General features: G+C 44.4%; 29 protein-coding genes. 8 read left to right on the forward strand and 21 right to left on the reverse strand.

All coding sequences use genetic code 11. The features are described 5' to 3' along the window. Positions 1-187: 187 nt before the first annotated feature. From AC3EBE_RS02535 to motA, 7 genes are all read right to left on the reverse strand, one after another. Positions 188-898: an ABC transporter ATP-binding protein gene (locus AC3EBE_RS02535; protein WP_488593443.1), complete on the reverse strand. Its 711-nt coding sequence runs from the start codon at positions 896-898 to the stop codon at positions 188-190. Beyond that, positions 891-1,724 carry an ABC transporter permease gene (locus AC3EBE_RS02540; protein ID WP_488593444.1) on the reverse strand — a complete coding sequence of 278 codons (834 nt, stop codon included), beginning with the start codon at positions 1,722-1,724 and terminating at the stop codon, positions 891-893. Before AC3EBE_RS02540 ends, AC3EBE_RS02535 begins: the two co-directional genes overlap by 8 nt. Beyond that, positions 1,706-2,167, reverse strand: coding sequence for a nitrous oxide reductase accessory protein NosL (locus AC3EBE_RS02545; protein WP_488593445.1), 462 nt, complete (start codon positions 2,165-2,167; stop codon positions 1,706-1,708). Before AC3EBE_RS02545 ends, AC3EBE_RS02540 begins: the two co-directional genes overlap by 19 nt. Next, positions 2,164-3,519, reverse strand: a complete 1,356-nt coding sequence (gene nosD / locus AC3EBE_RS02550; protein ID WP_488593446.1) for a nitrous oxide reductase family maturation protein NosD — start codon at positions 3,517-3,519, stop codon at positions 2,164-2,166. Before nosD ends, AC3EBE_RS02545 begins: the two co-directional genes overlap by 4 nt. A 459-nt stretch (positions 3,520-3,978) precedes the next feature. Further along, positions 3,979-5,196 (reverse strand): MDR family MFS transporter, encoded by a 1,218-nt coding sequence (locus tag AC3EBE_RS02555; protein WP_488593447.1) that lies wholly within the window; start codon positions 5,194-5,196, stop codon positions 3,979-3,981. A 353-nt stretch (positions 5,197-5,549) separates the two neighbouring features. Then, positions 5,550-6,314 (reverse strand): flagellar motor protein MotB, encoded by a 765-nt coding sequence (gene motB / locus AC3EBE_RS02560; RefSeq protein ID WP_488593448.1) that lies wholly within the window; start codon positions 6,312-6,314, stop codon positions 5,550-5,552. After that, a complete protein-coding gene (gene motA / locus AC3EBE_RS02565) occupies positions 6,307-7,101 on the reverse strand; it encodes a flagellar motor stator protein MotA (protein ID WP_488593449.1) in 795 nt (264 codons plus the stop codon). The genes motB and motA overlap by 8 nt, the downstream gene beginning before the upstream one ends. A gap of 221 nt (positions 7,102-7,322) precedes the next feature. Between motA and AC3EBE_RS02570 the strand changes: the two genes are divergently transcribed. Continuing rightward, positions 7,323-8,804 (forward strand): methyl-accepting chemotaxis protein, encoded by a 1,482-nt coding sequence (locus AC3EBE_RS02570; RefSeq protein ID WP_488593450.1) that lies wholly within the window; start codon positions 7,323-7,325, stop codon positions 8,802-8,804. A gap of 91 nt (positions 8,805-8,895) precedes the next feature. Here the strand turns inward: AC3EBE_RS02570 and AC3EBE_RS02575 are convergent, their stop codons facing one another. After that, positions 8,896-9,270 carry a DnaJ family domain-containing protein gene (locus AC3EBE_RS02575; RefSeq protein WP_488593451.1) on the reverse strand — a complete coding sequence of 125 codons (375 nt, stop codon included), beginning with the start codon at positions 9,268-9,270 and terminating at the stop codon, positions 8,896-8,898. Between the two features lie 259 nt (positions 9,271-9,529). Here AC3EBE_RS02575 and AC3EBE_RS02580 point away from each other — a divergent pair, with 259 nt between their 5' ends. Continuing rightward, the gene (locus tag AC3EBE_RS02580; protein WP_488593452.1) at positions 9,530-11,347 is read left to right on the forward strand and encodes a solute:sodium symporter family transporter; all 1,818 of its coding nucleotides are present in this window, start codon (positions 9,530-9,532) and stop codon (positions 11,345-11,347) included. A gap of 44 nt (positions 11,348-11,391) precedes the next feature. Here the strand turns inward: AC3EBE_RS02580 and AC3EBE_RS02585 are convergent, their stop codons facing one another. Then, positions 11,392-12,003: a peroxiredoxin gene (locus tag AC3EBE_RS02585; RefSeq protein WP_488593453.1), complete on the reverse strand. Its 612-nt coding sequence runs from the start codon at positions 12,001-12,003 to the stop codon at positions 11,392-11,394. A gap of 125 nt (positions 12,004-12,128) precedes the next feature. Between AC3EBE_RS02585 and AC3EBE_RS02590 the strand changes: the two genes are divergently transcribed. After that, positions 12,129-12,293: a hypothetical protein gene (locus AC3EBE_RS02590; protein WP_488593454.1), complete on the forward strand. Its 165-nt coding sequence runs from the start codon at positions 12,129-12,131 to the stop codon at positions 12,291-12,293. 150 nt (positions 12,294-12,443) lie between these two features. Beyond that, positions 12,444-12,593: a heavy metal-binding domain-containing protein gene (locus AC3EBE_RS02595; protein ID WP_488593455.1), complete on the forward strand. Its 150-nt coding sequence runs from the start codon at positions 12,444-12,446 to the stop codon at positions 12,591-12,593. Positions 12,594-12,674: 81 nt separating this feature from the next. Here AC3EBE_RS02595 and AC3EBE_RS02600 read toward each other — a convergent pair whose 3' ends face one another. After that, positions 12,675-13,097: a hypothetical protein gene (locus tag AC3EBE_RS02600; protein WP_488593456.1), complete on the reverse strand. Its 423-nt coding sequence runs from the start codon at positions 13,095-13,097 to the stop codon at positions 12,675-12,677. 209 nt (positions 13,098-13,306) lie between these two features. Here AC3EBE_RS02600 and AC3EBE_RS02605 point away from each other — a divergent pair, with 209 nt between their 5' ends. Then, positions 13,307-13,531 (forward strand): helix-turn-helix domain-containing protein, encoded by a 225-nt coding sequence (locus AC3EBE_RS02605; protein ID WP_488593457.1) that lies wholly within the window; start codon positions 13,307-13,309, stop codon positions 13,529-13,531. Between the two features lie 48 nt (positions 13,532-13,579). On the opposite strand, the gene AC3EBE_RS02610 is transcribed toward AC3EBE_RS02605, so the two are convergent. Together AC3EBE_RS02610 and AC3EBE_RS02615 are read right to left on the reverse strand one after the other, a co-directional pair. Continuing rightward, entirely contained in the window at positions 13,580-13,825 is a 246-nt protein-coding gene (locus tag AC3EBE_RS02610) for a LexA family protein (RefSeq protein WP_488593458.1), read from the reverse strand. 2 nt (positions 13,826-13,827) lie between these two features. After that, entirely contained in the window at positions 13,828-14,046 is a 219-nt protein-coding gene (locus AC3EBE_RS02615; protein ID WP_488593459.1) for a hypothetical protein, read from the reverse strand. 104 nt (positions 14,047-14,150) lie between these two features. On the opposite strand from AC3EBE_RS02615, the gene AC3EBE_RS02620 reads away from it, so the two are divergent. From AC3EBE_RS02620 to AC3EBE_RS02630, 3 genes are all read left to right on the forward strand, one after another. Continuing rightward, a complete protein-coding gene (locus tag AC3EBE_RS02620; protein WP_488593460.1) occupies positions 14,151-14,387 on the forward strand; it encodes a hypothetical protein in 237 nt (78 codons plus the stop codon). A gap of 40 nt (positions 14,388-14,427) precedes the next feature. Continuing rightward, positions 14,428-14,631: a helix-turn-helix domain-containing protein gene (locus tag AC3EBE_RS02625; protein WP_488593461.1), complete on the forward strand. Its 204-nt coding sequence runs from the start codon at positions 14,428-14,430 to the stop codon at positions 14,629-14,631. 122 nt (positions 14,632-14,753) lie between these two features. Beyond that, entirely contained in the window at positions 14,754-15,515 is a 762-nt protein-coding gene (locus AC3EBE_RS02630; protein WP_488593462.1) for a hypothetical protein, read from the forward strand. Between the two features lie 94 nt (positions 15,516-15,609). Here AC3EBE_RS02630 and AC3EBE_RS02635 read toward each other — a convergent pair whose 3' ends face one another. From AC3EBE_RS02635 to AC3EBE_RS02675, 9 genes are all read right to left on the reverse strand, one after another. Next, positions 15,610-16,299 (reverse strand): N-acetylmuramoyl-L-alanine amidase family protein, encoded by a 690-nt coding sequence (locus tag AC3EBE_RS02635; protein ID WP_488593463.1) that lies wholly within the window; start codon positions 16,297-16,299, stop codon positions 15,610-15,612. Between the two features lie 111 nt (positions 16,300-16,410). Then, positions 16,411-16,653: a phage holin gene (locus tag AC3EBE_RS02640; protein ID WP_488593464.1), complete on the reverse strand. Its 243-nt coding sequence runs from the start codon at positions 16,651-16,653 to the stop codon at positions 16,411-16,413. A gap of 4 nt (positions 16,654-16,657) precedes the next feature. Continuing rightward, a complete protein-coding gene (locus AC3EBE_RS02645) occupies positions 16,658-17,068 on the reverse strand; it encodes a hypothetical protein (protein ID WP_488593465.1) in 411 nt (136 codons plus the stop codon). A 65-nt stretch (positions 17,069-17,133) separates the two neighbouring features. Next, the gene (locus AC3EBE_RS02650) at positions 17,134-17,271 is read right to left on the reverse strand and encodes a hypothetical protein (RefSeq protein ID WP_488593466.1); all 138 of its coding nucleotides are present in this window, start codon (positions 17,269-17,271) and stop codon (positions 17,134-17,136) included. Continuing rightward, positions 17,271-17,573, reverse strand: a complete 303-nt coding sequence (locus AC3EBE_RS02655) for a hypothetical protein (protein WP_488593467.1) — start codon at positions 17,571-17,573, stop codon at positions 17,271-17,273. Before AC3EBE_RS02655 ends, AC3EBE_RS02650 begins: the two co-directional genes overlap by 1 nt. A 17-nt stretch (positions 17,574-17,590) precedes the next feature. Continuing rightward, positions 17,591-18,565: a hypothetical protein gene (locus AC3EBE_RS02660; protein ID WP_488593468.1), complete on the reverse strand. Its 975-nt coding sequence runs from the start codon at positions 18,563-18,565 to the stop codon at positions 17,591-17,593. 3 nt (positions 18,566-18,568) lie between these two features. Next, positions 18,569-18,937, reverse strand: coding sequence for a hypothetical protein (locus tag AC3EBE_RS02665; protein WP_488593469.1), 369 nt, complete (start codon positions 18,935-18,937; stop codon positions 18,569-18,571). Between the two features lie 15 nt (positions 18,938-18,952). Then, a complete protein-coding gene (locus tag AC3EBE_RS02670) occupies positions 18,953-22,330 on the reverse strand; it encodes a Gp37-like protein (RefSeq protein WP_488593470.1) in 3,378 nt (1,125 codons plus the stop codon). Then, positions 22,327-22,971: a hypothetical protein gene (locus tag AC3EBE_RS02675; protein WP_488593471.1), complete on the reverse strand. Its 645-nt coding sequence runs from the start codon at positions 22,969-22,971 to the stop codon at positions 22,327-22,329. Before AC3EBE_RS02675 ends, AC3EBE_RS02670 begins: the two co-directional genes overlap by 4 nt. Positions 22,972-22,984: the final 13 nt, after the last annotated feature.

A 22,984-nucleotide genomic window follows, 5' to 3' on the forward strand; every position in this document is an offset into this window, starting at 1 on the left:
GCGCCAGCGGCGACGAGGAGGCTCAGCGCCGGCCCCGCGGAAAGCGAAGCGCCTGGAACGGAAATCAACAGCCCCATTCCAGCACAAACCAAAAAAACTGTAGACAAGCTCGATTTCCATCGAGTTTGTCTACAGTCTGAATCCCGCTGCAGCAAAAGCTGAAGCGGGATTTTTTTACCTTCGTGCCTTATTCGAAAAAGACCCGCTCAAGCGGTGTATATTCGCCATTCCGATGAATGAGCGAGCTGACCGTATCGCAGTACTGAAGTTTCCCCTCCTGCATGAAGGCTGCCCTGTCAGCAAGCTCTTCAACAAGGCTAAGGATATGGGTTGTGAATAAGATGGTCCTTCCCTGTTTTTTCTGCTCGAGGATTATTTCCTTAAAGCGGTACGCCCAGTATGGATCTAGTCCATTCGTTGGTTCATCCAGGATCCGCAGCGGCACATCAGGAAGGAGCGCCTGTGCAAGTGACAGCCTTTGCTGCATTCCTTTCGAATAATCCTTTATCTGCATTTTGCGCACCTCGTAAAGGCCTGCCTGCTGCAATGCTTCACTTACCTTCTCGTTGCTGATATCCCGCAGCCGGGCAAAGAAGGTCAATACTTCGATTCCTGTGAGCTGGCGAGGAAACAGCATTTCGTCCGGCATATAGGAAAACAGCTGTTTATACGCCATGCTTTTCGTATCCGCTTCTGCGCCATTGACCAAAATCTTTCCAGCAGTCGGCTTTAACATTCCCGTGAGCATTTTGATGAGGGTGCTTTTGCCTGCGCCATTTCCGCCGCAAAGAGCAAAAATTTCCCCTTTGCTTATGGAAAGGTCGATGCCCGTGATTTTTTTTGACTCATTATAATGCTTGGCAAGGCCATCCAATGTGATCCAGTTTTGGTTATTCATTTATGGTCCCCCTTTTTATCCTGTTGATCGTGAATATAACCGGTAAGACTATCCACAATAGGACACCCGCGGGAAAAAGCATTTTCCCGGTCAGACCATTCGCCCAGATTGTTAAATCATAAAGCCGCGGGCCGAAAACCGGCGCTCCGTCCAGGGATAGGATCGATTGGACGCGGATCATCTCTACAGGATTTAGGAAAATGGAAACCGACAGCATTGGCAGGATCCATTGCTTCATCATGAGCATGCTTGCGCCCATGACGATGAATTCATAAAACAGGACAAGGAACGCCCATACGATCAGGCTTGCCCCCAGTGCCTGGAAACGTGTTTTTGAAAGGATACCGATCAGCAGTGACAGGGACAGGAAAATCGCTGCCAGCAGTACGGAATAGAAATAGAATATAAGCAGCAATTTTACCGAAACAGCTGTACCAGTAAAAAAGATCACCAGCAGTGCGGCTCCATATCCGAATGTGAGCACCGACCAGATTGCCGTGAATAGGCCAGCAAATTTCCCAAGGATGACGCTCCAGGGCGAAACCGGATAAGTCAGGAGCAGCATCAGCCCCCTGTCCTCTTTCTCGCCGGAGAGGAACAGGCTGCCAATCAGCAGCGAAAGCAGGGGAATCAATAATAAATTCACATTTAGCAGGCTGGCAGTCATCCGATTGAAGCCATCGAATCCGGTATCCCCGGTATTCCCGAGGAACACCACCATGACGGCAAGGGCGGAAAACAGCAGGCCAAATCCGGATAGCCAGCGGCTTCTCATAATCAAGGCCATCTGCTGCCTGGCAATATTCATCATTCTTCCCAGCTCCATTCATGCTCCTCCAGTGCCTGAAAATCAAGGACCTCTCCCTTGCCCTGCTCCTTGACGTATTCTACGGCGCGCTCCTTTGTCTTGAAGCTGACGACACCGTTGGCCATCGGTGTCCAATAATCAGGGTGGAAGGCATGGAACGCTTTTTCAAGCTCGACCCATTCCCCAGTCTCCATGTCCCTGACATACTGTTTGGACGCTCCAGCTTCCTTAAGGCTCTTTTCCGTCTGTAAAAATTCATCCATACAGCCGATATCATCGAACTTATGGATTTCCCCGTCATCTGTAACGATTTCTGCCGCGAAATGCTCATGGGCAATTCCCATATTGCATACCTCGCACACATCGATTTCCGGATTGATTTCCTCAGGCTCAATCTCATTATTCTGGCAGCCGCTCAATGCAGCCAGTAATAAGCCGGCTATTGCAAACTTATTTTTCATAAACGTTTCCTGCCTTTCCTGACCGCTAGTAACGAGAGCAGTATGAATAGTGTTCCTGCCAGGCCGGGCAGACATTTATACTCATTTGCCTGGGCTTTATAAATCGTTATAGTCTCAACTGGCTCGATCAGCGGCCTTGCATCATACACATCCGCTGAACCGAATGACGGGAATAATGATTCAGCCTTCGTCCACAGTTTGATGGACGGGCTTTCAAAAAAGAACTGCCAGTAAGGCTGTTTCTGAAGCAGATTGTCATACAGTGAACCCGCTTTATAGGATTCTTCACCGATTCCATCGCCTGTAAGGTCAAAGCTGCTGTAATCGTCCCAGTAATTGCCCTTTCCGCCATCATCCAGCCTCATATCGTCGCGGGCTATTTTTGACTGGACCACATTGCCGATAAAATTATTTTCCGTGAATTTGTTGTTTGGATTACTGCCCTTGAGCTCCAGTCCTACCTGGTTCGCTCCAATTAAATTCCTGCTGACAAATAAGCTTCCGGCATTTTCAACTGACAGCCCTGTACTGTTTCTTGTCATATCATTTTCTTCTATTAAGACACCCTTCGTTTCATAAATGAGGATGCCGAAACCCCTAAAATGAAAGTGATCCTTTATTTGATTGCGGAGCAACTGTATTCCGCTTGAGTCCATCACCATAAAGCCAGTGATGTTTTTTTTTACCAAATTCTGTTCCGCAGAAATCTGCTTGCTGAACATAAGGTGCAATCCATAGCGGGACTGCTGGATATCATTTTCTTTTGCGTGGATATGTTCCGTGAAATCAAAGTAGATTCCATCCTGGACATTGGCGATTTTATTTCCGCTTATCTGATGGCCGCCGCCTTTAAACAAATGAATGCCATTGCCCCTCTTGGAAAAATGAGAATCATAGCTAGTGATCGTATTTTGAATCAATTTATTTTCCTGGCTGTTTGCCACATAAATTCCGTAAAGAACGTTTTTGAGCGTATTTTTCTTTAAAAGAATATTGTCGGCCTTCTTGATAAAGATCCCGCTGTCCTCCTGACGCGTGCCGCTGTTCTGGACTGTCAGCCCTTCAAGCTGGACATTTGCTGCCGTAATTGTGACGACATTTCCTTTTCCGCTTCCATCGATGACAGCCCCTGGCTTACCAATGATGGACATGGGCTTGTTTATGATGAGATTTTCTTTATATACACTGGGCATGATGATGAGTGTGTCCCCCTTATACGAGCGATCAATTGCTTCCTGGACCGAGTCCCCTTGTTCTATCTGTATTTCTTCCGCAAAGGTGCGGGTATGCCCTGAGCTCATGAACAAGATCATTAAGAAAGCAATTTTGCCTGCCAGCCTGTAAACTTTCATCGCCTGCCTCCCTCTCAAAAAACATTCCATTATAAAACTAGCAAATAAATGTGATAAAACCTTGAAAAGAATGTGGTGAATAGTTGAAGTTAACGAGAAGATTTCTTATCGAAACTTTTTGAGGCGGAAAAAGAGAAGAGAAGGAATAAGTTTTCTGAATTTTACATAAATAATTGTGTCTATTCTGTGACAAATAGAATATAATGTTAATACTATGGATTACTTATTATTTAGGAGGACATGGACATGACAATTGTTCATATTTTGAATTTCTCCATTCCCATTGCGATGATGCTTATCATTGGCTACGCTGTGGATAAAATGTGCAAACCTGAAGCTGCTGAGCAGAAAACTGAATAACTTTACACCGTATGGCGCCGTGTGGACGAAAACAGAGGCGCAATTGCTTTTATACAAAAAAAGCGCAGGATCCTGATTTATGGATCCTGCGCTTTTGTTTTAACTTTTTGCAACTGAGGGAACTGTTTTTACAACCACTCTGTTTCCTCTGATGAAGAATAGAATGCTGCCGAGGACGGCTGCGGCGATGACAGCGAAAAGCACCGTTCCCCCTGCCTCCTTCAGCAGGAATCCGCCGACAATCGGACCGAAAAAATGGCCGATTTTCCGAAACTGGGCAGCACCGAAGTAGGTTCCCCTAAGTTCATCGGTTGCCAGCTTATCAACAAGATAGCTGCTGGAAGGGAAAATGAGAATTTCACCGATTGTCACTAAAAGAATGGCAAAAATTCCGGTGTACCAGCCGGTGACGAATCCGAAGGCAAGCAAGCCGGCGGACAGGAAAACTGCACCAGCCATCATCACCTGCATAGTCCTGAATCGCTCGGCAAAATGGCTGAGTGGCATTTGCAGAAGGACGACCATTACGGCATTGATGGACAGCATCACGGAATAAACAAATACCCCGTTTGTCAAAGTCCCCTCCAGATGCTGCGGCACATTCGATTCCATTTGCGAATAGCCGAAATTAATGATCATGCTTCCTAAAACCAAATAAAGCAGGGCTTTGTCCTTGGCAATTATTTTTAATGAATTCGCTATGGATACCTTGGCTGCCCCTTCGCTTACTGGATTCCCGAGGTTGTGCTTTTTCATCATGAAGGCAAGGATCAGCACGTAGATGAAATACATGATACCCGTCAGCATGAATGCCGACTTTGCTGAGACAACGGCAAGATAAGCGCCGAGCAGCGGCCCGACAGATGCCCCGATATTTATCGCGGTATATCTTAAGGAGAATGCCCTCATCCGTTTGCTTTTTTCTGTCAAATCGGCAATCAGTGCCTGGCCAGATGGTTCAAAAAAGGAACCGCTCAAACCATTCAGCGCATTGAGGATAATGAACCAGGCTGGTGTCTCTGCGATCGTGAATCCAAAATATATAAGTGACATTGCGAACAATGAGCCAATCATCACAGGCTTGCGGCCGAACCGGTCCGACAGATGCCCGCCGATGAATCCGCCAATGACCCCGGATAAAGGGCTGATCCCAATCGTAATTCCAATCAGGACCGGGTGAAGATCAAGGTTCCTGGATAAATAAATCGCCAGGAAGGGAAGTGTCGCGAATGCAGAGCCGCGCGCAAGAATCGTCCCGCCGAGCAGCACCCAGACGATTGGGTGGAACTGATTATAGTAGTTTTTGAGTTTATTCATCGTTTTTACCCCATAAAGTTAGATTCCTAAATCATAGCAAAAATCCAAAATTATGAAAATAGTGCGAATGGAAATATTTTTGGGCAGTGGGGTGGTGCTATGAAAGTGTTGGCTAGTGCTGTCGAGTTTTTTGAGAGAATCATAGTTGCTTTCGGACAGGTTTGGATCTGGCTGCCGAGGTTTTGTCCGAATCAGAGATGCTTTCAGACAGGTTTAGTTCGAGTGGCGTTGATACTGTCTAAATTTAAGTTGCTTTCGGACAGGTTTTCAATAGGCGCAGCCTTTTCTGTCCGAATCATGTTAGGCACCAACAGGCATACAAAAAAACCGCCACCAAAGTGACGGTCTCCCATTTACTGCGCATCATTGCTTGTACGTGGCAGAATCAATATCTCAACTCTTCGGTTTCGGGCTTTTCCTGCAGCTGTATCGTTTGTAGCGACGGGCTGGAATTCACCGAAGCCTTTTGCGCTGAACCAGCGCGGGTCCAGATTTTCATTTTTTAGGATGATTTTCATGAATTCAACGGCTCGCATGACGCTCAGTTCCCAGTTTGATTCATAGCGTGCATTTTTAATCGGCACATTGTCTGTGTGGCCGCTGATGATGATATTGCGCGGCGGCTCCATGATCAGCAGGTCAGCTATTTCCTTCGCGACATTGATATCGGACGTCCTGACCTCTGCCCTTCCTGATTCAAACAGGACATTATCCCGGATGGTCAGCAGCAGTCCTTCATCGGTCAGGGAGGTATTCAGCTTGTCGGTGAGCTTTTTTTCTTTTATATATGAGTTGACCTTCTGCTGCAGGGCTTGCAGCTCGAGCTGGTCCTGCTCGGCATTGGCTTGTTCATTCTTCTCTACATCTTCCTTGCGCTCATCCGGTGATTCCATCTGGCCTTCAGGCATCGGACTCTGGAATTCAAGCACGCCGGTTCCGCCGGTGAAGACATCGTTGAACGCCTTGGAGAGCTGCTGGAATTTCACGGCATCAACTGAGCTCATCGCGAACAGGACGATGAACAGTGCCAGCAGAAGGGTAAGCAAATCGGCGTACGGGATCAGCCAGGATTCATCCATATGATCCTCATGATGCTGCTTCTTTTTCCGCTTACTCATCCTTCGTCACACTGCTTTCTTCCATGATCTTTTTGCGCTCACCAGCTGGAAGGTAGGAAGCAAGCTTTTGTTCGATCACTCTTGGCGCTTCCCCTTCGAGAATCGACAAAATCCCCTCGATCATCATATATTTCACTTTTGCTTCCTGCTTCGATTTCCGCTTCAATTTGTTGGCGAATGGATGCCACAGTACATACCCTGTGAAAATCCCGAGCAATGTTGCAACGAAAGCGGCACTGATCGCTCTGCCCAGCTCGTCCTGGTTTTCCATGTGGCTAAGCGCGGCAATGAGACCGATTACGGCACCAAGCACTCCAAGTGTAGGCGCATATGTACCGGCCTGTGTGAAGATCGCTGCACCTGATAAATGGCGTTCTTCCATTGCTTCTACTTCTTCTGTCAGGACATCTCTGATATAATCGGCGCTCTGTCCATCAACTGCTAATGAAAGGCCATTTTTTAAAAATTCATCATCAACTTCACTTGTTTTCGCTTCAAGTGCCAGCAGCCCTTCCTTTCTCGCCAGCTGTGCCCATTCAGAAAATAAACGGATCAATGCCGGAAGGTCAGCTGTTTCTTTTTCCTTGAATAAAATCCCGAACAGTTTCGGGACTCTTTTCAGTTCACTTGAAGGAAAGGCAATGGTTACGGCTGCAACGGTTCCTAAGATTATGATTAATATTGCGGCCGGGTTTGCCAGGGCCACAATCGGCACCCCTTTAAAGACCATGCCTACGCCTACCGCAATGATTCCAAGTATGATACCTATGATCGACGACTTATCCATGTACGACTCCCCTGTCTGTTTTGCCTCTATTTATGTGTTTAAAATTTCGCTGTAATGATATCTCTTTTTATTTCGACACAATTTGAAAATTATTAAGAGGCTGTGGACGTTTTTATCAAAATCAGGGAGAAAAAAATATTTTAATTCAAGCGATTAAGATTCAGAAATTTTATACCGATATAACGAGTGTAAAGACACTTATCATCAGAGGAGGATTTAACGTGGAGGCTATTGATCATCTCCGCAGACAGGATACGAGGAAAAAGAATACATTGATGCTCAGCACTTACTCGGTATCCCTTATTGCGACAACCGCATACACCTTGATTGAAGGAGAACCCGTTTACAAAACAGCGATTTATGCAAGTGAGCTGTTATTTTTTATCCTGTTTTATGTCATTTTCCAGGTATGGCTTAAAAAAGCGTCATTATTCCCATATGCTGCATTGGCAGCCATTTATCTTCATCATTTTACCTATATCGGATTGTTTGGCGGCAATGGTGCATTCTTGCTTGTCCTGATCTTCCTGGCCGTTTTCGCAGCCATCCATTTTGATACGAAAATATTTGTGATAGGTTTTGCACTTGGCCTCACAGGAGTCGTGCTGAACACGTTACAGGCAAGCGAGAATGTCGATTTCTTAAATGAGAATTTTGCTGCAATCCTGCTTTGCTATACTTTGCTTGGTATCGTGCTGTTCGTATTGATCAGACTGAACTCCAATACCTATAAATCGCTTGAGACATTCCTGGCTGATTCCGAGAATGAGAAGGCACGCAAAGAACAGCACAGCGCCCTTTTACACAGTGAACTTCTTGTGATGACTGACAGCCTTGGTAAGATTAACGAACAAATCCAGACTCATTTGTCCTCGCAGACAGAGATGAAGATTGCCGTTAACGAAATCTCTGCCGGCAGCCAGGTACAGACCGAGCAGATCAACCAGATTTCCGAGAACGCAGAGACTACGAGACAGCGGATGGATGAGATGTCCGACATGTCTGTTTTACTTTCAGATAACACCATGAGTGCTGCCAAAGCTTCAGAAAATGGCTCTGAAAAAATCGTGGAGCTGCAGGGAGATATGAAGGAGCTTGCCGGATCGATTTCCGGACTTAGCCAGACTTTTTCCATGCTGACGAAGAAAATTGAGGAGACAAACGGCTTTATCGTTAATATCCGCAACATCACTGAACAGACAAATCTGCTTGCGTTGAACGCTTCGATTGAGGCGGCCCGTGCAGGCGAGGCAGGCAAAGGCTTTTCTGTTGTCGCAAATGAAATCCGCAAACTGGCAGAAATCACGAAGGAAACAGCGATGCAGATCACGGACAACCTGGCAGCTGTAAACGAAACGAACTCTGCCGCTTTGGAGAAAATGAATGACAGCAGCGAAAAGCTGGAAGAAAGCAGAACAGCTGTTGAAGAAGTTTCCGGTTTCTTTGCAGAGGTAAGCTGCACTCTGCGCGGACTTACAACTCAATTCGACCAGTTTGAACTGACAGTTAGTGATGTCAAACAGCAGACAGTCGATGTCGAAGCTTCAACGCGTGAGCTGGCGGCCATCATCGAGCAGGCAACCGCAGGCCTCGAAGAAATGAACGCGACCATCGAAACCTTGAACGACGACAACCAGACCATCGCAGCATATGTAAGCCAAACAGCAGCAGCCGCAGAAAAAATCAAAACACTCGGTGCCTAACCACTTCACCGCACCACCGCACTGGGGGTCAGACCCCCAGTGCTTTAAAACGTTAACGCGCCGGGGGTCTGACCCCCGGCGCGTTACTGTGTTAAAGGAGTTTATTCTGGATTTTGCGTTCGTAGTTTTTGAATACAGCTGAGTTGGTGCTGCTGCCCCGGCTGGACATGATTTTATTGTATTTCAGCAGCTTTTGGCCCAATTGCTGGGTGAGCTTTTCTTGTTCCTCTGGGTTTTCACAGGTGCGGATCAGGTCCTCGATGGTCATGACTTCTTGTCTTAATTTATTTACCTCAGGAGAGAATCCGCTGTTTTTCATCAGCTGGTAGGCCATCCTTAACTCCTGCGGCACTGCGGATAAATCCTCCAAATTCAGCGGCTTGCCATAGCCAGGCAGATTATCAAATTCTCCATCTTTATAGGCGCGTTTTATCCTGTCCTCAGATACAATAAAACCGAAATCCATCTACACCACACTCCAGTCCGGCATTACACCTTTTATACTATCATTATATTATTTTTATCCATTTTTTCCTAATTTTAATAACTGGAAAAAAGCCCGGCTTTTTCTTATAATCCTCCTCCCATTTGACCTGTCCTCCCTCGAGTTTGAATAATAAACTTTATTTCCCAATTAACAATTTAAAGCATTAAAGGTTTAGCGAGTTAGTTAGCAGGATAATTAACAACTAAATAAAATAAACACAACAAGGGGTGTCATCAGAATGAATTTTGGGGGTATCGGTTTTACACTGTTGTCGGCCACGTTCTTCATGGGGCTGGTCGCCTGGTATTCTTATGTGAAAACAAAGGGCGAGGTCAGTGATTCTGCGGGCTATTTCCTTGCAGGCCGAGGGCTGTCCGGCGGTTTTATTGCTGGTTCTCTCCTGCTTACTAACCTTTCTGCCGAGCAGCTGGTCGGTTTGAATGGACAAGCGTACAGGACGAATCTGTCAAATATGGCCTGGGAGGTCACAGCGGCCTTTTCAATCATCATCATGGCCATTTATTTGCTGCCTAAATATCTCAGAGGGAACTTCACCACCCTTCCGGAATTTTTAAGCAAGCGATTTGATGAGGGTGTCCGACAGTATACGGTCCTTTTATTTATGCTCGGCTATATTTTCGTAACTGCGCCATCCATGCTTTACTCTGGTGCACTTGCAGTGTTGCAGCTGTTCAACTTTCCAGAGCTTTTCGGTATTTCCTATGAAGCCTCCGTCTGGATCATCATCTGGATCATTGGAATCATTGGCGCCATTTATGCGATTTTTGGCGGGCTGAAAGCTGTTGCCATTTCGGATACACTGAACGGAATCGGGCTGATCATTATCGGTTTGCTTGTTCCGATTCTTGGGTTGATCGCTTTGGGCGACGGCAATATGTTCAGCGGCATGAAGCAGATTGCGACTGTCCATCCTGAAAAACTGAACGCAATCGGAACCGAGAAAGACTCTGTCCCATTTGGAACGATTTTTACAGGGATGATCTTCGCCAACCTGTTCTACTGGGCTTCCAACCAGTATGTCATCCAGCGTACATTAGGTGCGAAGAATCTTGCTGAGGGCCAAAAAGGGGTTATGATTTCTGGATTTTATAAATTGATGGTTCCGCTCGCCATGATGATTCCAGGTGTCATTGCATTCCATATGTACGGCGGCGATTTAAAATCTGTCGACCTGGCTTACCCTGCACTAATTTCCGATGTGCTGCCAAAATGGATGTCCGGCTTTTTCCTTGCCGTCCTGCTTGGAGCAGTGCTAAGCTCGTTCAACTCGTTATTGAACAGTGCGGCGACAATGTTTGCGCTTGATATATATAAATCTCGATTCAACCCTGATGCAGATGATAAAAAGCTGATTTCGGTAAGTAAAATTTCAGGTATCCTGCTGGCTGTCGTATCTTTATGCATCGCGCCATTGCTGATGAACGCTCCTGAGGGGCTGTGGGATTTAATCAGAAGATTCACGGGCTTCTTCAACATCCCAATCATCACGATTCTGCTTGTCGGCATTTTTTCCAAGCGCGTTCCGGCACTTGCAGCAAAAGTTGTCATCATATTCCATGTGATTACGTATTACATGCTTGTATGGGGGACACAGCATCTATTCGATGTTGCCGTGCCTATCCACTTCATCCACATCTATGCGATCCTGTTCGTGGCTGAGGTTGTGATCATGCTGGCCATCGGTTTCTGGAAGCCTAGGGCAACACCATATTCATTCCGCTCTGAAGCTGTCGTTAATATGGTTCCATGGAAATACACATTGCCACTATCCATCGTCTTGCTGGCACTTGTGGCCATCCTCTATGTCGTATTCTCGCCAATTGGCCTGGCATATGCAGGCGCGTACGTTTCCGGAACATTCTGGCCGCTAATCATTGGGATCGTCGCAATTGCCGTTGTGTTATCTTATCTTGCTATAAAGAAATGGAATCATGCCTATGCTGGCTATTTGCAGGAGGAGAATCCTTCGATAGCACAGAAGGCGAAGCACAGTAGTAACACGAAAAATCTAAAACCTCGAACAACACAATATTAAAACCACAGAAGGGACCTATTTTAGAGCAGGTCCCTTTTTGTTTTTTAAATTTCTCCGATATTTGATGGATCCGTGCTGATTCCCTGCTGCCCGGGCACCCAGTTCGCCGGCACGCCTTTTCCGGTCTGCTTTGCATATTCGAAGGCCTGCAGAATCCTCAGATGTTCTGGGAGATTTCGGCCGACATTCCCCGGATAGACCAGTTTGGCCCTGATGATTCCCTCTGGGTCTACAAACACGGAAGCCCTGAAGGCGGCTCCTGTTGTTTCATCAAGTACCCTGTAGGCACGGCTGATGGCATGTGTCCTGTCGCTTACCATTGGATACGTGACATTTTTAAGGGAAGGCGAGGTTTCTTTAAAAACCTTGTGCGAAAACGCACTATCGGTGCTGATTGACAACACTTCAGCATTAATTGCTTTTACATAAGGGTAAATAGCGGCGACCGCCGCCAGTTCTGTCGGTCAAACGAAGGTGAAATCACTTGGATAGAAAAATAAAATCACCCATCTGCCCCGGTAATCTTCCAGGTTGATTTTTTTAATATCGCCATTAATAACTGCATCTGCGGTGAATAACGGTGCCTGGTCATCGCGGGTTGCACAGAAGACAGTCGGGCATTCGGCCAAATCCTTTGCATACAATTTTTCGTCCATTGCGGGCGCCCTCCTTTCATAAATTTTGCTTCTTTACAATCATATGCAGGAGCCTATGAACTGATTTTTTATATTTCAGGCTGCTGCAGGAAAAACTACTTCAGAGAAGAAAGGAGGGTACATGAATGGCAAGAGGCAAAGAATTCAACCATAAGAAAAAGGGACATCCTGGCGACCTGCCTGCTGGCGCGTTAAAAGCGAAGCGCCCAGAGACGGAAGCACAGGAAGATGAAGAATTCCTGGTTGTCCAGGAGGCTTTTAAAAACCGCGTTGAGGAAGATGAAATTTAACTTGGTTGGAACCTGGTTCATTTTTACCGGGTTCTATTTCTTTTTTGGAATTATGATGAAACTTTTTACAAAAAGGTTACGTATTAACAAGTACAGAAAGGCTGGCACCCTATTTAGGAGGCAAAGCCAATTTTAGAGGAGGAATAAAAGATGATTGTAACGACAACACCTACCCTTCAGGGAAAAGAAGTGGAACGCTATCTGGGGATTGTTTCAGGAGACCCGGTAATATTAAAAAGCTGGTGTAAAAATCAAAAAATAATGGCCAATACTATGACCCCGATTGCACCATACATGTAAGCTAAATCCTCATTAGAAAGCCACCGGGTTTTGACAATATAAGACCCGTAAGTACCTTTTACTTTTTTTAATTTTATCCTTCTAACCGATTCGTATTTGGATCCCTCCTGACGTCTGGATTCTTTCCTGAATCTTCCCTTCTGATCCCTTGACCTCTGACTGACGTCTACCGATTTTGGTAACTCTTGATCCTGATTCAGCAGCTCGGCTATTAATCGCAGTTTCTCCTTTTCGGTCATCGTAAACATTGAAGTCCTTCCCCTCTCCTGTTGTTTTGGGTGCCTGCTCCCTCCATAATTCCATCTGATCCAGCTGCCATAAAGGGGAGGGAAGAGAGACGTCACCTTTTTGATTCAAGCGCATCAGCTTTAAAAATTCAGACGAGTAAGCAGCTGTGAATAACGCTGCCCTAATGATTTGATTACGATCCAGGTGTGTGGATTGGAACATCTTATCCACATATTGTTGATAACAATCTGCATAACGCACGGTAGGTCTATACAAGTGACGTCCCTCCCTCATTAGTTATTCGAACCTTTCTGCCTTGTTCTTCCTGATCAAATACCCACATACAGTTCCTCCTTTTTTGACGTCTGCTGACGTCCTTGATAAAGGATATTGAAGACTGGTTGTCCACTATTCCGTATTTTTCAGGAAGTATGGGTATGTTTTTCAGGATAATTGGACATGAAAGAGGCAAGGAGGTTGTTAAAATGTTCGGATTAGGCAAAAAAAGAACGAAGTTAGGAAAATGGCTAGATAATAGAGGGATTTCACAAGCGTGGTTAAAGGAAAAGACAGGATTAAACAAAAATACAATAGGGGAATTGTCCAGCGATATTGAACGCATGCCGACACAAAGGACAATGAAGAAAATATTGAAGGCAATCCGGGAAGTAGATCCAAATGTCAAAACAGATGACTTCTGGGATATGTAATTTCCCAAGCGCTTGGGAATATAAAAAGCTCTACCCGACGGTAGAGCTTTACTCGATTATCCTTATGGTTCTTGGTGCTTTTGTTTTCCACTCGATTAACCCTTTTTCCTGCAATTTATTCAAATATCTCAGTACTGTACTTGTAGAAGTAACACTGGCTTTCTTGGCAATCTCCCGTACAGTTGGTGAATATTTATGTTTAGAATAAAATTCTGTAATGAATTTGAAAATTTCTTCCTCGGTTCTTTTCACTCTCTGCGATCGCGTCTCTCTATCCTCTTCATAAAAGTACATCGTTAGGCTCCTTTTCGTCTCGTTCTTACTGGGCCAATTGATAATATATTTTTAAAGTTAAAAGAGCGCTGCTGCCTACGTAGGAAACAATATCCTTGTAACGAATCTTCAGACAGGTTGATAACTTTAATATTTCTATAGGTAATCTCGTTTTTATCAGATATGTACATTAACTCAAGTACCTCGCCTGATTGCTGCGCTCTTTTCAGTAAACCGATCATCAAATTAGCCCCCTTTCCCTTAATTATATACGAACATATATTCGAAGAACAATAGAAAAAACGAACATATTTTCGTATAATTGTTTTCTAAGGAGGGAATTAAGATGAAAGTGGTGATTACTGTCAAATTTCGCTTTCCTGAAGGAGTAGCATCTAAAAGTGGTGACTTCCCTTTAAGAAGGCGTTTGCCTGAACAAGTAGCATTTGATTGGATTCAGCAGATAAAACGGGAAGTTCACTTTGAGGAATTGTTTGAAGTGGTTGTGAATGAAAAAGAAGATATAACTGAAAAGGTTAAGGAATTACATAAACATTCCAGGGAGAATGAAATATCACTTTAACATTGCCGATATAGAAATAAGAAAGAATAAAGGAGGTTTTATGATACACCCTCAAAGTTTAGGAGCTATCCTCCGGATGGAAAGATTCAAAAGAAACCTAACACAGGAACAAGTTTGTGAAGCACTAAAAATGAATATAAAAACACTTTGTAAAATAGAGAACAATAAAAGTGTCAGTGGAAAGACGATAAAAAGGTTAATGGATTTTTATGATTTAACACATACAAAAACCCCTCTCAAATGATGGCTTAATTATCTCTGACTAGAAAGAAGATATGTGAAAAACTAACCATTTTTTATATGATTTTATGGATTTCCAATAGTAAAATATAGTAAACCAAAAATTATAAACAAGGATGAACTGTCATGTCGGAGAGTATAAGGGAAGTTATTTTTAGTGCCTATGATAGACTAGAAGAAGCTCATTGGAATATTCATCAAATGGAAATAAATTATCATGAATCTGACTCGTTTAGATATTCTTTAAATTCTTTTTTAAGAGTCATAAAAGAAGTACCCCAGATACTTCAAATGGAATTACAAAATAAATCAGGCTTTACACACTGGTACAGGGAACGACGTAAAATTACAAATGATTATCCCTTGATTGCAGACTTATTTAAGAAACGCGATATAGTGGTGCATAAATCAATGTTAAAACCAAAAAGCAGTGCATATCTCGGTATTACTGAGGGAAGAGGTTTAAAATTGGGGATGGGCATGCCACTTGATCCATTACAAGATAGCGATTTTCTCATGGTGAGATTTTTGTTAATAAACGCTAATTCCGATGAAGACTTAGATTTATTTGGGATATTGGGTGAAGATGAAGATCAATTACCGTGTATTGAACGACATTGGGGATTAGAACCTTTTGAAGAAGGAATCTTGGAATTAGCTGTACAAGCATGGAAACAAATTGCTTCATTAATACGTGACACCATAATATGGTTAGGTGAAGATCCAACACAATTAAGACTAAGTATTGACTGTATTCATAGTAGTTCTTCAGTTGCTCTTTTAGCTTATAATCGAGATTGGATAAAAATTTTAAATAAAGCAATTGATAGCGGAAAAGAATTTTATGAATTGATGTACATAATTAAAGCACTAAGGAAAGGGCACTGACAATTAGGTGCGTTAGTTGATTACAGCATATAATTAAGCCCCTCTCAACAGAGAAGGGCTTTTATTATTTCAAAGTACTCTGTAGTTATACTGATTACTTCACACGAAGCACTTGTCCAACAAAAATAGTGTAATTATCATCAAGGTTATTCCATAACTTGATTTGTTCAGTAGTGCTGCCGTACGTCTTGCTTAAAGAATAAACGGTATCCCCAGCAGCAACAGTGTGATAGACCGCTATTTCTTTCTTGGTTAAATTAAAGCTTTTTACAATCCCGTCGACATGTCCCCGGGCTAGGTTCTCGATAAACGAACTGGATTTCAGCTTTGCCGCATCATTGGCATTGTCAATGAAGCCATTCTCCGTTAATAATGCTGGCATGTTGGATTCTCGTAACATGTGGAAGTTAGCTGTTTTCTTGCCGCGATCATAAAAATCAACAAGTGCCATAACTGCAGCATGAATGTTACTTTGATAAGTAGTTGTCGGTGCTCCTGCTCCTGGATAAATATAATCTTCGTAACCTGTTCCTCCGCCGGCATTGATATGAACGGAAAGTAGGAAGTCAGCACCCCATGCATTAGCAGCGTTTGTTCTTTCAGTCAGTGATACTGTTTGGTCCCCGGTCCGGCTCATAAGAACAGAAACATTGTTATATTCCTGAGTAAGAATGTTTTTAACTCTCGTTCCAATTTGCAGGGTTAAATCTTTTTCTCTTAACCCGTTCCCTACTGCACCTGGATCTGTTCCACCATGACCTGGATCAATAAATACTTTTACCATTAAAATCACTCCTAATTTTTTTCTCCAAATAAGAAAGCTGACGAACAACGCTGGCGCCTACATGACAAACACCCCTTTCAAACAAAACAAAAAGCCACTCGAATGAGTGACTTACTTTTTCATTAGTCCCTGGGCTTGCAATGCTTTCTTCTGCAGCTGCGCGTTCCTCGATGTATAGGTGTTCTTCCACACGGCATACGTATTAATAGCGAAAGCAGCTCCCGCTCCAACAAGTATTACAAATGCATTAATACTTTCCTGAGTGAACCATTCAAATGAAATTCCGATCGTTCCCAAAAATAAAAGGAGAGCTGTCAGGAAGCCCCCCAGTAGTGTCGCGATATCTTTTTTCATGTCCTTATCCTCCAAACCATAATAAGATTTTGTCCCAAAGAGAAATGATCAAAGTTAGAACACCAACAATCCCAGTACCTCCGAGCATTCCAAGCATGAGGTCCTTGCGTGTGGTAATCTTTGTTTTTGTGATTTCCCCTTCTTGGGTAGCTCTAATTTTGTTCATTTCGCCTTCTTCCACAGTCTTGATTCTCTTTATCTCAAGGGTATGCTCCAGAAGCCTTGTGGTTAGCTCCTTCTGCGAGCTGAACTCCTTTAAAACAGTGTTCTCCATTTGGGCTTGTCCCTGCTTGATCTGGGCATTCTCTTCCCTTACCTTTCCTAAGTCCTCAATAACCTTGCCATAATTAAGCTCCAGCTGAGTTATTCTGGTTTCGTGATTTTCTAATCTTTCCGGCAACGACATCTCCTCCAATTTATTCCCCCCTCTCTCTATTCACCCCTAAGAAAGAGAGCCGAATGTCAGCTCTCGCGTGCAAATCACTGTGTAATTAAATCCTGTTGTTCCTTGGAAATTAAATAAGCGTCGATACCTTCTTTAAGGTCCGGACGCTTTGATATTACATAATCATAGGTATAGACTCCGTCAATGATTCGTTGCCCCATGTATGCTGCCATTAGAACGCACCTCCAAAGATTAGATCATCAATGGCCTGCTGCATCAGATCCTGCTTTTCTTCCAGTTTAATTAGCTTTTCCTGAGGAGCTAAAGGTCGGTCAGTGTATTCGTAAAACAGTTCGCCTGTAGATGGTCTATAGTATAAATCTGATTGTTTCCCAATCCGGTTCTCGGCTGGAGGTACTTCATTTACTAAGATACCTTGCGACTTCTCCTCATCACTTAATTCCTCTGGCGAATAATATGTGGAAGATACTAATTCCTTATCTTCAGCTATCTTAGTAGTAAATAAAATTGGCATATCAATATTCCTCCCTTTTAGCTAAATGTCCCATGATATAGTTTTCCGTCATTACCCTGCTGGATCCATCTCTTATCCGTCATCTTCATTTGCCCTCCTAAAATGTACTCAGGTGAGTGCATGATATGGCCAGAATCCGTTGGTTCCATAAAATAAGTGAAATTACCTGACGGCCCCATATTAATTACCATGCCATCTTTATAAACCTGTGTCGCTTGCGAATTATCATCGATGTAAAGGTTGTAATCACCTATTTTTCTATCGGATTGAACCACAGGTGTGGTGGGTCCAATATCAACAGTGATTAATCTGACACCGCTAGATTGATAGGCTACAAAACAAATATTGCCCTTTTTGAATGTCCCAAGAGTTTGGTCTCCGCTTGCACTCCCTAGGGCTGTTTTTGTTAGTGCCATAGTGCTTGCATTAATGACATTAATTGATAATTGTCCGTTAGAGGTCGTCGTGTAATATAACTCGGTTTCATCCTCATTTACATTTAAGGAGGCATTGTATATGTTACTGAACGTGGCAGTTGTAACTGCTACCCTCGCTCCTGTAGTTTTACTAACTTTATAGATTTTGTAGTCGTAGGTACTTAGGTAATAAATATGGTTTTTTCCGATGCAAACAGACGGCCAATTGACGTAATTTGAATAATCAGCCGTTCCCTTATCCCAAATGATCCCCATATTTTTATTGTACATAACGAGACCACTGTTAAAGCCCAATAGGTTATCGTCGTGCCCCGATGCCTTCATAAATACCGGTGGCTTGGCAGGTGTGAAATTGCCATACAATGTATTGGTTGCTAAATTGACCACGCTGAAAGCATTAGAACCATTATTGGCTGTATAAGCATAGTCCTTCGCAGGTACAAATCGCATGTTTCCAGTATCAAAATGGGTAAGTGGAACCGCTCCTGTATATTTCATTCTTTTCGGCTTAGTTCCGCCTCCAAAAGGTCCTCCATGTTCCCTGATATCAATCATTATTTACACCTCACTTATCAAGTCGCCGTCCGCATCGTAGCTAAGGGTGAACGAATCTGTTTTCATGGTTGTTATGCCATCGGCAGCGTAATAAACTATCGTACGAGTGGTGTATTTAGGGCTCGTACCTCCACTCAATGTGGATTTCACAGCCAGAGTACCATCTGATTTCCTTTTAGCCTCCAGAACAGTGAAGATCCCATTGGAATCCTTTCCACTCTTATATAGCCTTAAAGGTTCCCTTATCTCCTGGAGGGCACTTTCAACGTTGGTTGCTACAAAACGATTCCCCGCGTCTGCAATATCAACTTTAACCGCGTCCGTTCCTACGACTTCCCAGGAATCCCCATCCCAATACTTTTGTTTAGCCATTTTGTCACCTTCTCTTTAGTTTGTATCAATCCACATTAGGTTTCTATTTGCAGGTGCAGCTGTACCGATATGATGACCTATTCCAGCAGGTAGATTACCAGATAAAGTTTGCGTAATGGTACCTAATACAGTAGCAAAACCTACAGTCCATCCGTTTTCCCATTGAGCAGTTTGATAATTTCCATAACCTGCAAAGAAATCTTTAACCAAGATTTGTGGATAAGACCATGTGGAGTTAATCTCACCAATATAGATACAACAATTTGTCCCATCATGACCGAATCTTACAGTGAAATCCCTATTTGGATTAGAGCCAATAATATGTGCCGATGGATTAACCCATTGCGAGGAAGCTCCATAGTTATAGCCCGCAACTGCTACTGTAAAAGATTCTTCTGTGAAGTATTCAAAAACCTCTATTGTGAATCTCATCATAGTGTTAGTCCATGATTGCGGAAGGGTTATTTTAATTGCACCGGTCTCTGTAGCAGCAGTTGAAGCTCTCATTCCACCTTTTGGATTTGAAATAAACAGACCTGATCCTGAACCAATTACCGCTTCAGATGGAGGAAATATAGCAGGTTTGTTCAAAACATCGGGCCATTCCACTGAATCAGCCACTGCTGCACCCTGAGGTCCCTGCAGGTCTACATATTGGTAACTGGTCTCGCTGGTCTTCTTGACCCCTAGTGAAGTCCCAGACCAATTGTAGTCAAGGCCCACGCCCTGTGGTCCGGCTGGTCCCTGTGGTCCGATAGGTCCCTGTGGTCCCGTTGCACCAGTGGCGCCTGTAGCTCCCTTGATGTTCCCTCGCAAGGTCCATGTAGTGGATGCAGTCTTCTCATATACATCCCAAGTCGTTCTATTGAGGAAGAAATCGCCAATCACACCTGTAGAGGAAGTTGGAGCTGCTGTTCCTGTATACCAGCTCTTCCCGTCCGCTCCTGCAGGCCCTTGTGGTCCAATCGGTCCCTGGATACCCTGAGGACCGGTAGCACCAGTATCACCTTTTGGACCCTGAGGACCTGTGGCTCCAGTGTCACCCTTAGCACCTTTTAGTTCTACATAGGAAAAGGCCTGCTCCGTCTCGAGTTTGATTCCCAACTGTGTCCCGTTCCATTGATACTCTATGCTTTCGCCCTGAGGTCCCTGCAGATCCACCACAGCCATCTGAGCTGCAATCAATACATATTGTCCAGCTGGCAGACCGGCAGCTAAGGTAATTCCCTTCCCGTTTAAATGCTCGGTAAATGAAGCCTGTGGCTGCCTGTCTCCATTGATGAATAGATCAACTGCTCGAATGCCCACAGGGAACGTTTTGGTATCTGTCCATGAAAAAGACGTCTGTCCTTCATTGGAGATAAATTCTTTCTCGAAAAGGACATAGGACTGAGAAGACCCAGGCGGGCCCATTTCCCCAGCGTCCCCCTTATCCCCTTTGTCACCTTTCAGATTGACGTAGGTTCCAAATGTACCATCCGGATTCTCAAATCTGAGGGACGTTCCACTCCATTGGTGAAGAGGCTTGTCCCCTTTATCTCCCTTAGGTCCTGTCGCACCAGTCGGACCAGTATCTCCTTTCGGCCCTTGTGGACCTGTCAAACCGATGGGACCCTGAGGACCTGTATCACCCTTTGGACCTTGCAATCCTTGTGGACCAGATGGTCCGACAGGCCCTGTTGGTCCTGTATCTCCTTTTGGTCCTTGCAAGCCTGCTTCACCTTGAATCCCTTGTGGACCTTGTGGCCCTGTAGGACCAGTCGCCCCTGTGGAGCCTTTTTGTGCAATTAAATCCCAATAGGTTGTATTTGTTGGAATAGTGCCCTCAGGTGCATTCGCTTTTAGCACATAGGATGAACCGCCATAAGCAACTACATCCCGAATTGCATATGTGGTTGTGCTGCTATAACTTCCTCGCCAAACAAAACTGTCTCCTTTGGGACCTTGTGGACCCGTAACTCCTTCTGGTCCAGCGATTCCCTGTATCCCTTGATCGCCTTTATCCCCTTTTGGGCCTTGCAGTCCTTGTATCCCCTGAGGGCCTTGTGGACCCGTTGGCCCAGTCAATCCGGTATCGCCTTTAGGGCCTTGAATCCCCTGAGGACCTATAGGACCTGTGTCCCCTTTATCGCCCTTTTCACCCTTTGGCCCCTGAATGCCTTGGGGTCCCTGTGGGCCGGCTGGACCCTTAAGGTCGGTATACACAAAATTCGTTTCATCCTCTCGTTTTACACCGAGTGATGTTCCTTGCCAAGCGTAATTCAATCCGATTCCATCAGTTCCATCTGAACCCGGCGTACCAGGATCACCTGATATGTTCTCGGCCACTGGCTGATCTATCTCTTGTTTGATTTTTTCAACAAGAGTCGGAAGGGACTTGCCAAATACCACATCGAGACGGAATCCGCCTGGTTCATAAGTTTCAGTGACTTCCGTAACCCGTAAGTGAGCTGTCATTCCCCACTCTTTATTCTGAGTGGTGACTATATCACCTAAATCCCAGTCCTGTTCATAAATAAAGGTAGAATACGGCAACACCTTAGTTTCAAAGGATTGCACTGGTTTGAATTCAGCCAGTTTCTGTTCTCCACGTGATGGAAGGTCACTGCCATCTTCAATATCCCGCGCATCAATAAAGACCTCATTCCGTTCCAGACCAGAAAGGTCATTCCCTATCTGAACGATTTCCCTCTCTACACCTTCACCTTGGCCACCCACGAAAGCAGCATTCTTGTGACCAAGCTCGCTATCCACGAACGTTTGTGATTCCACGTTATCAAAATCAATAGAAAAGAATACGGGTGGATTGAGTGATTGCTCGGCACTTAAATCCCTGCCCTCATGAACATCAAAGACATACTTCCTTCTGTCCAAATCAATCCGAATATCCCATCCTAATCCGGATGAGAGAGAGATTTTTTCGAGCTCCTCATCAAGGTTTTTAAAACGTGTCTGAAAAACAAAAGAAGCACCCCTGTTTTGATTGGGTGCAATCTCGAGATCTGGAATGATTCTGTTAGGATCCACAGGATTCACTGCGTTTCTATCGACGTAGGTCTTCATGATGGTTTCTGCATCAGCGTTTAAACGGTCGTATGCAATCCCTGCAGGAGGAACGGTGATCCTTTTCGATAACCACCCTTTTAGGGAAAGTCCTCTAATTTGCAATGCACCAGCTGCGTCCTTCTCAACATGAAGGATATAGGCTGCTTTTTCAGGGGTAAGGAATATGATGTTTCCTTTCACCAAATGTTCCGTGTGCTGCTTCCTGGAGTCGATAACAATTTGAAGGTCATGAGGCTTGCTCCATTTACGGGTAAATATCAGACTCTCATAGTCGTCAATCTCCCCCAGGAATTCAAATGCTGGTGTAATGATTTTCAGGCTGCTCATCTTGTATCAATCCAAATATCGTTTATAGTTGGGGAAGCATGAGCAGCCGTACCAACACTGATCTTCATCCCGCCCATGGCAGGAGCACCTGATTGGATTCCTGTGAACCATTTGTTCCATTCCGCCTGGAACTGGTCTGTGGGTACAGTAATAAGTGAGGACACCAGTCCGGCCACGCTCACATCTAGCCTCTCATCTGTCACACTGTTAATTGTAGAAGATCCTGCATTAACCCTGACTTGCGCAAGACTTATTTCAAAGATGATATCATCCCGTTGCAGTGCTGGAGGAAGAGGATTAGTCGCCGGTGTTCCCTTTTTCACGACTGCCTGAATGCTCCTTTTGGCCAGACTGCGATCAAGTCGAACGACAACACGGTCAATTCGAGGATTCGTTGCATCAGCAGCATCATGAGTCAATGCCTTGTCTGTAGTGTTTCGGTACATATACCCTTCCAAAAACGCGCTTCCTGCCTCTACTTTAGTCCCCAGTCCGTTAGTTGCTGTGACTTTTAAAGAAGGTACGTTGTTTTTATGGTAAAGACCTGAGGTAAGGAACTGCCGGAAATATTTCGCGAATTCATCAGCGCTATACTGCCTGTCCCCATTTACACTATTAAAAAAACTATATTCTTCTGTCATGTGATTCACCTCT

Source organism: Mesobacillus sp., from assembly GCF_057785455.1.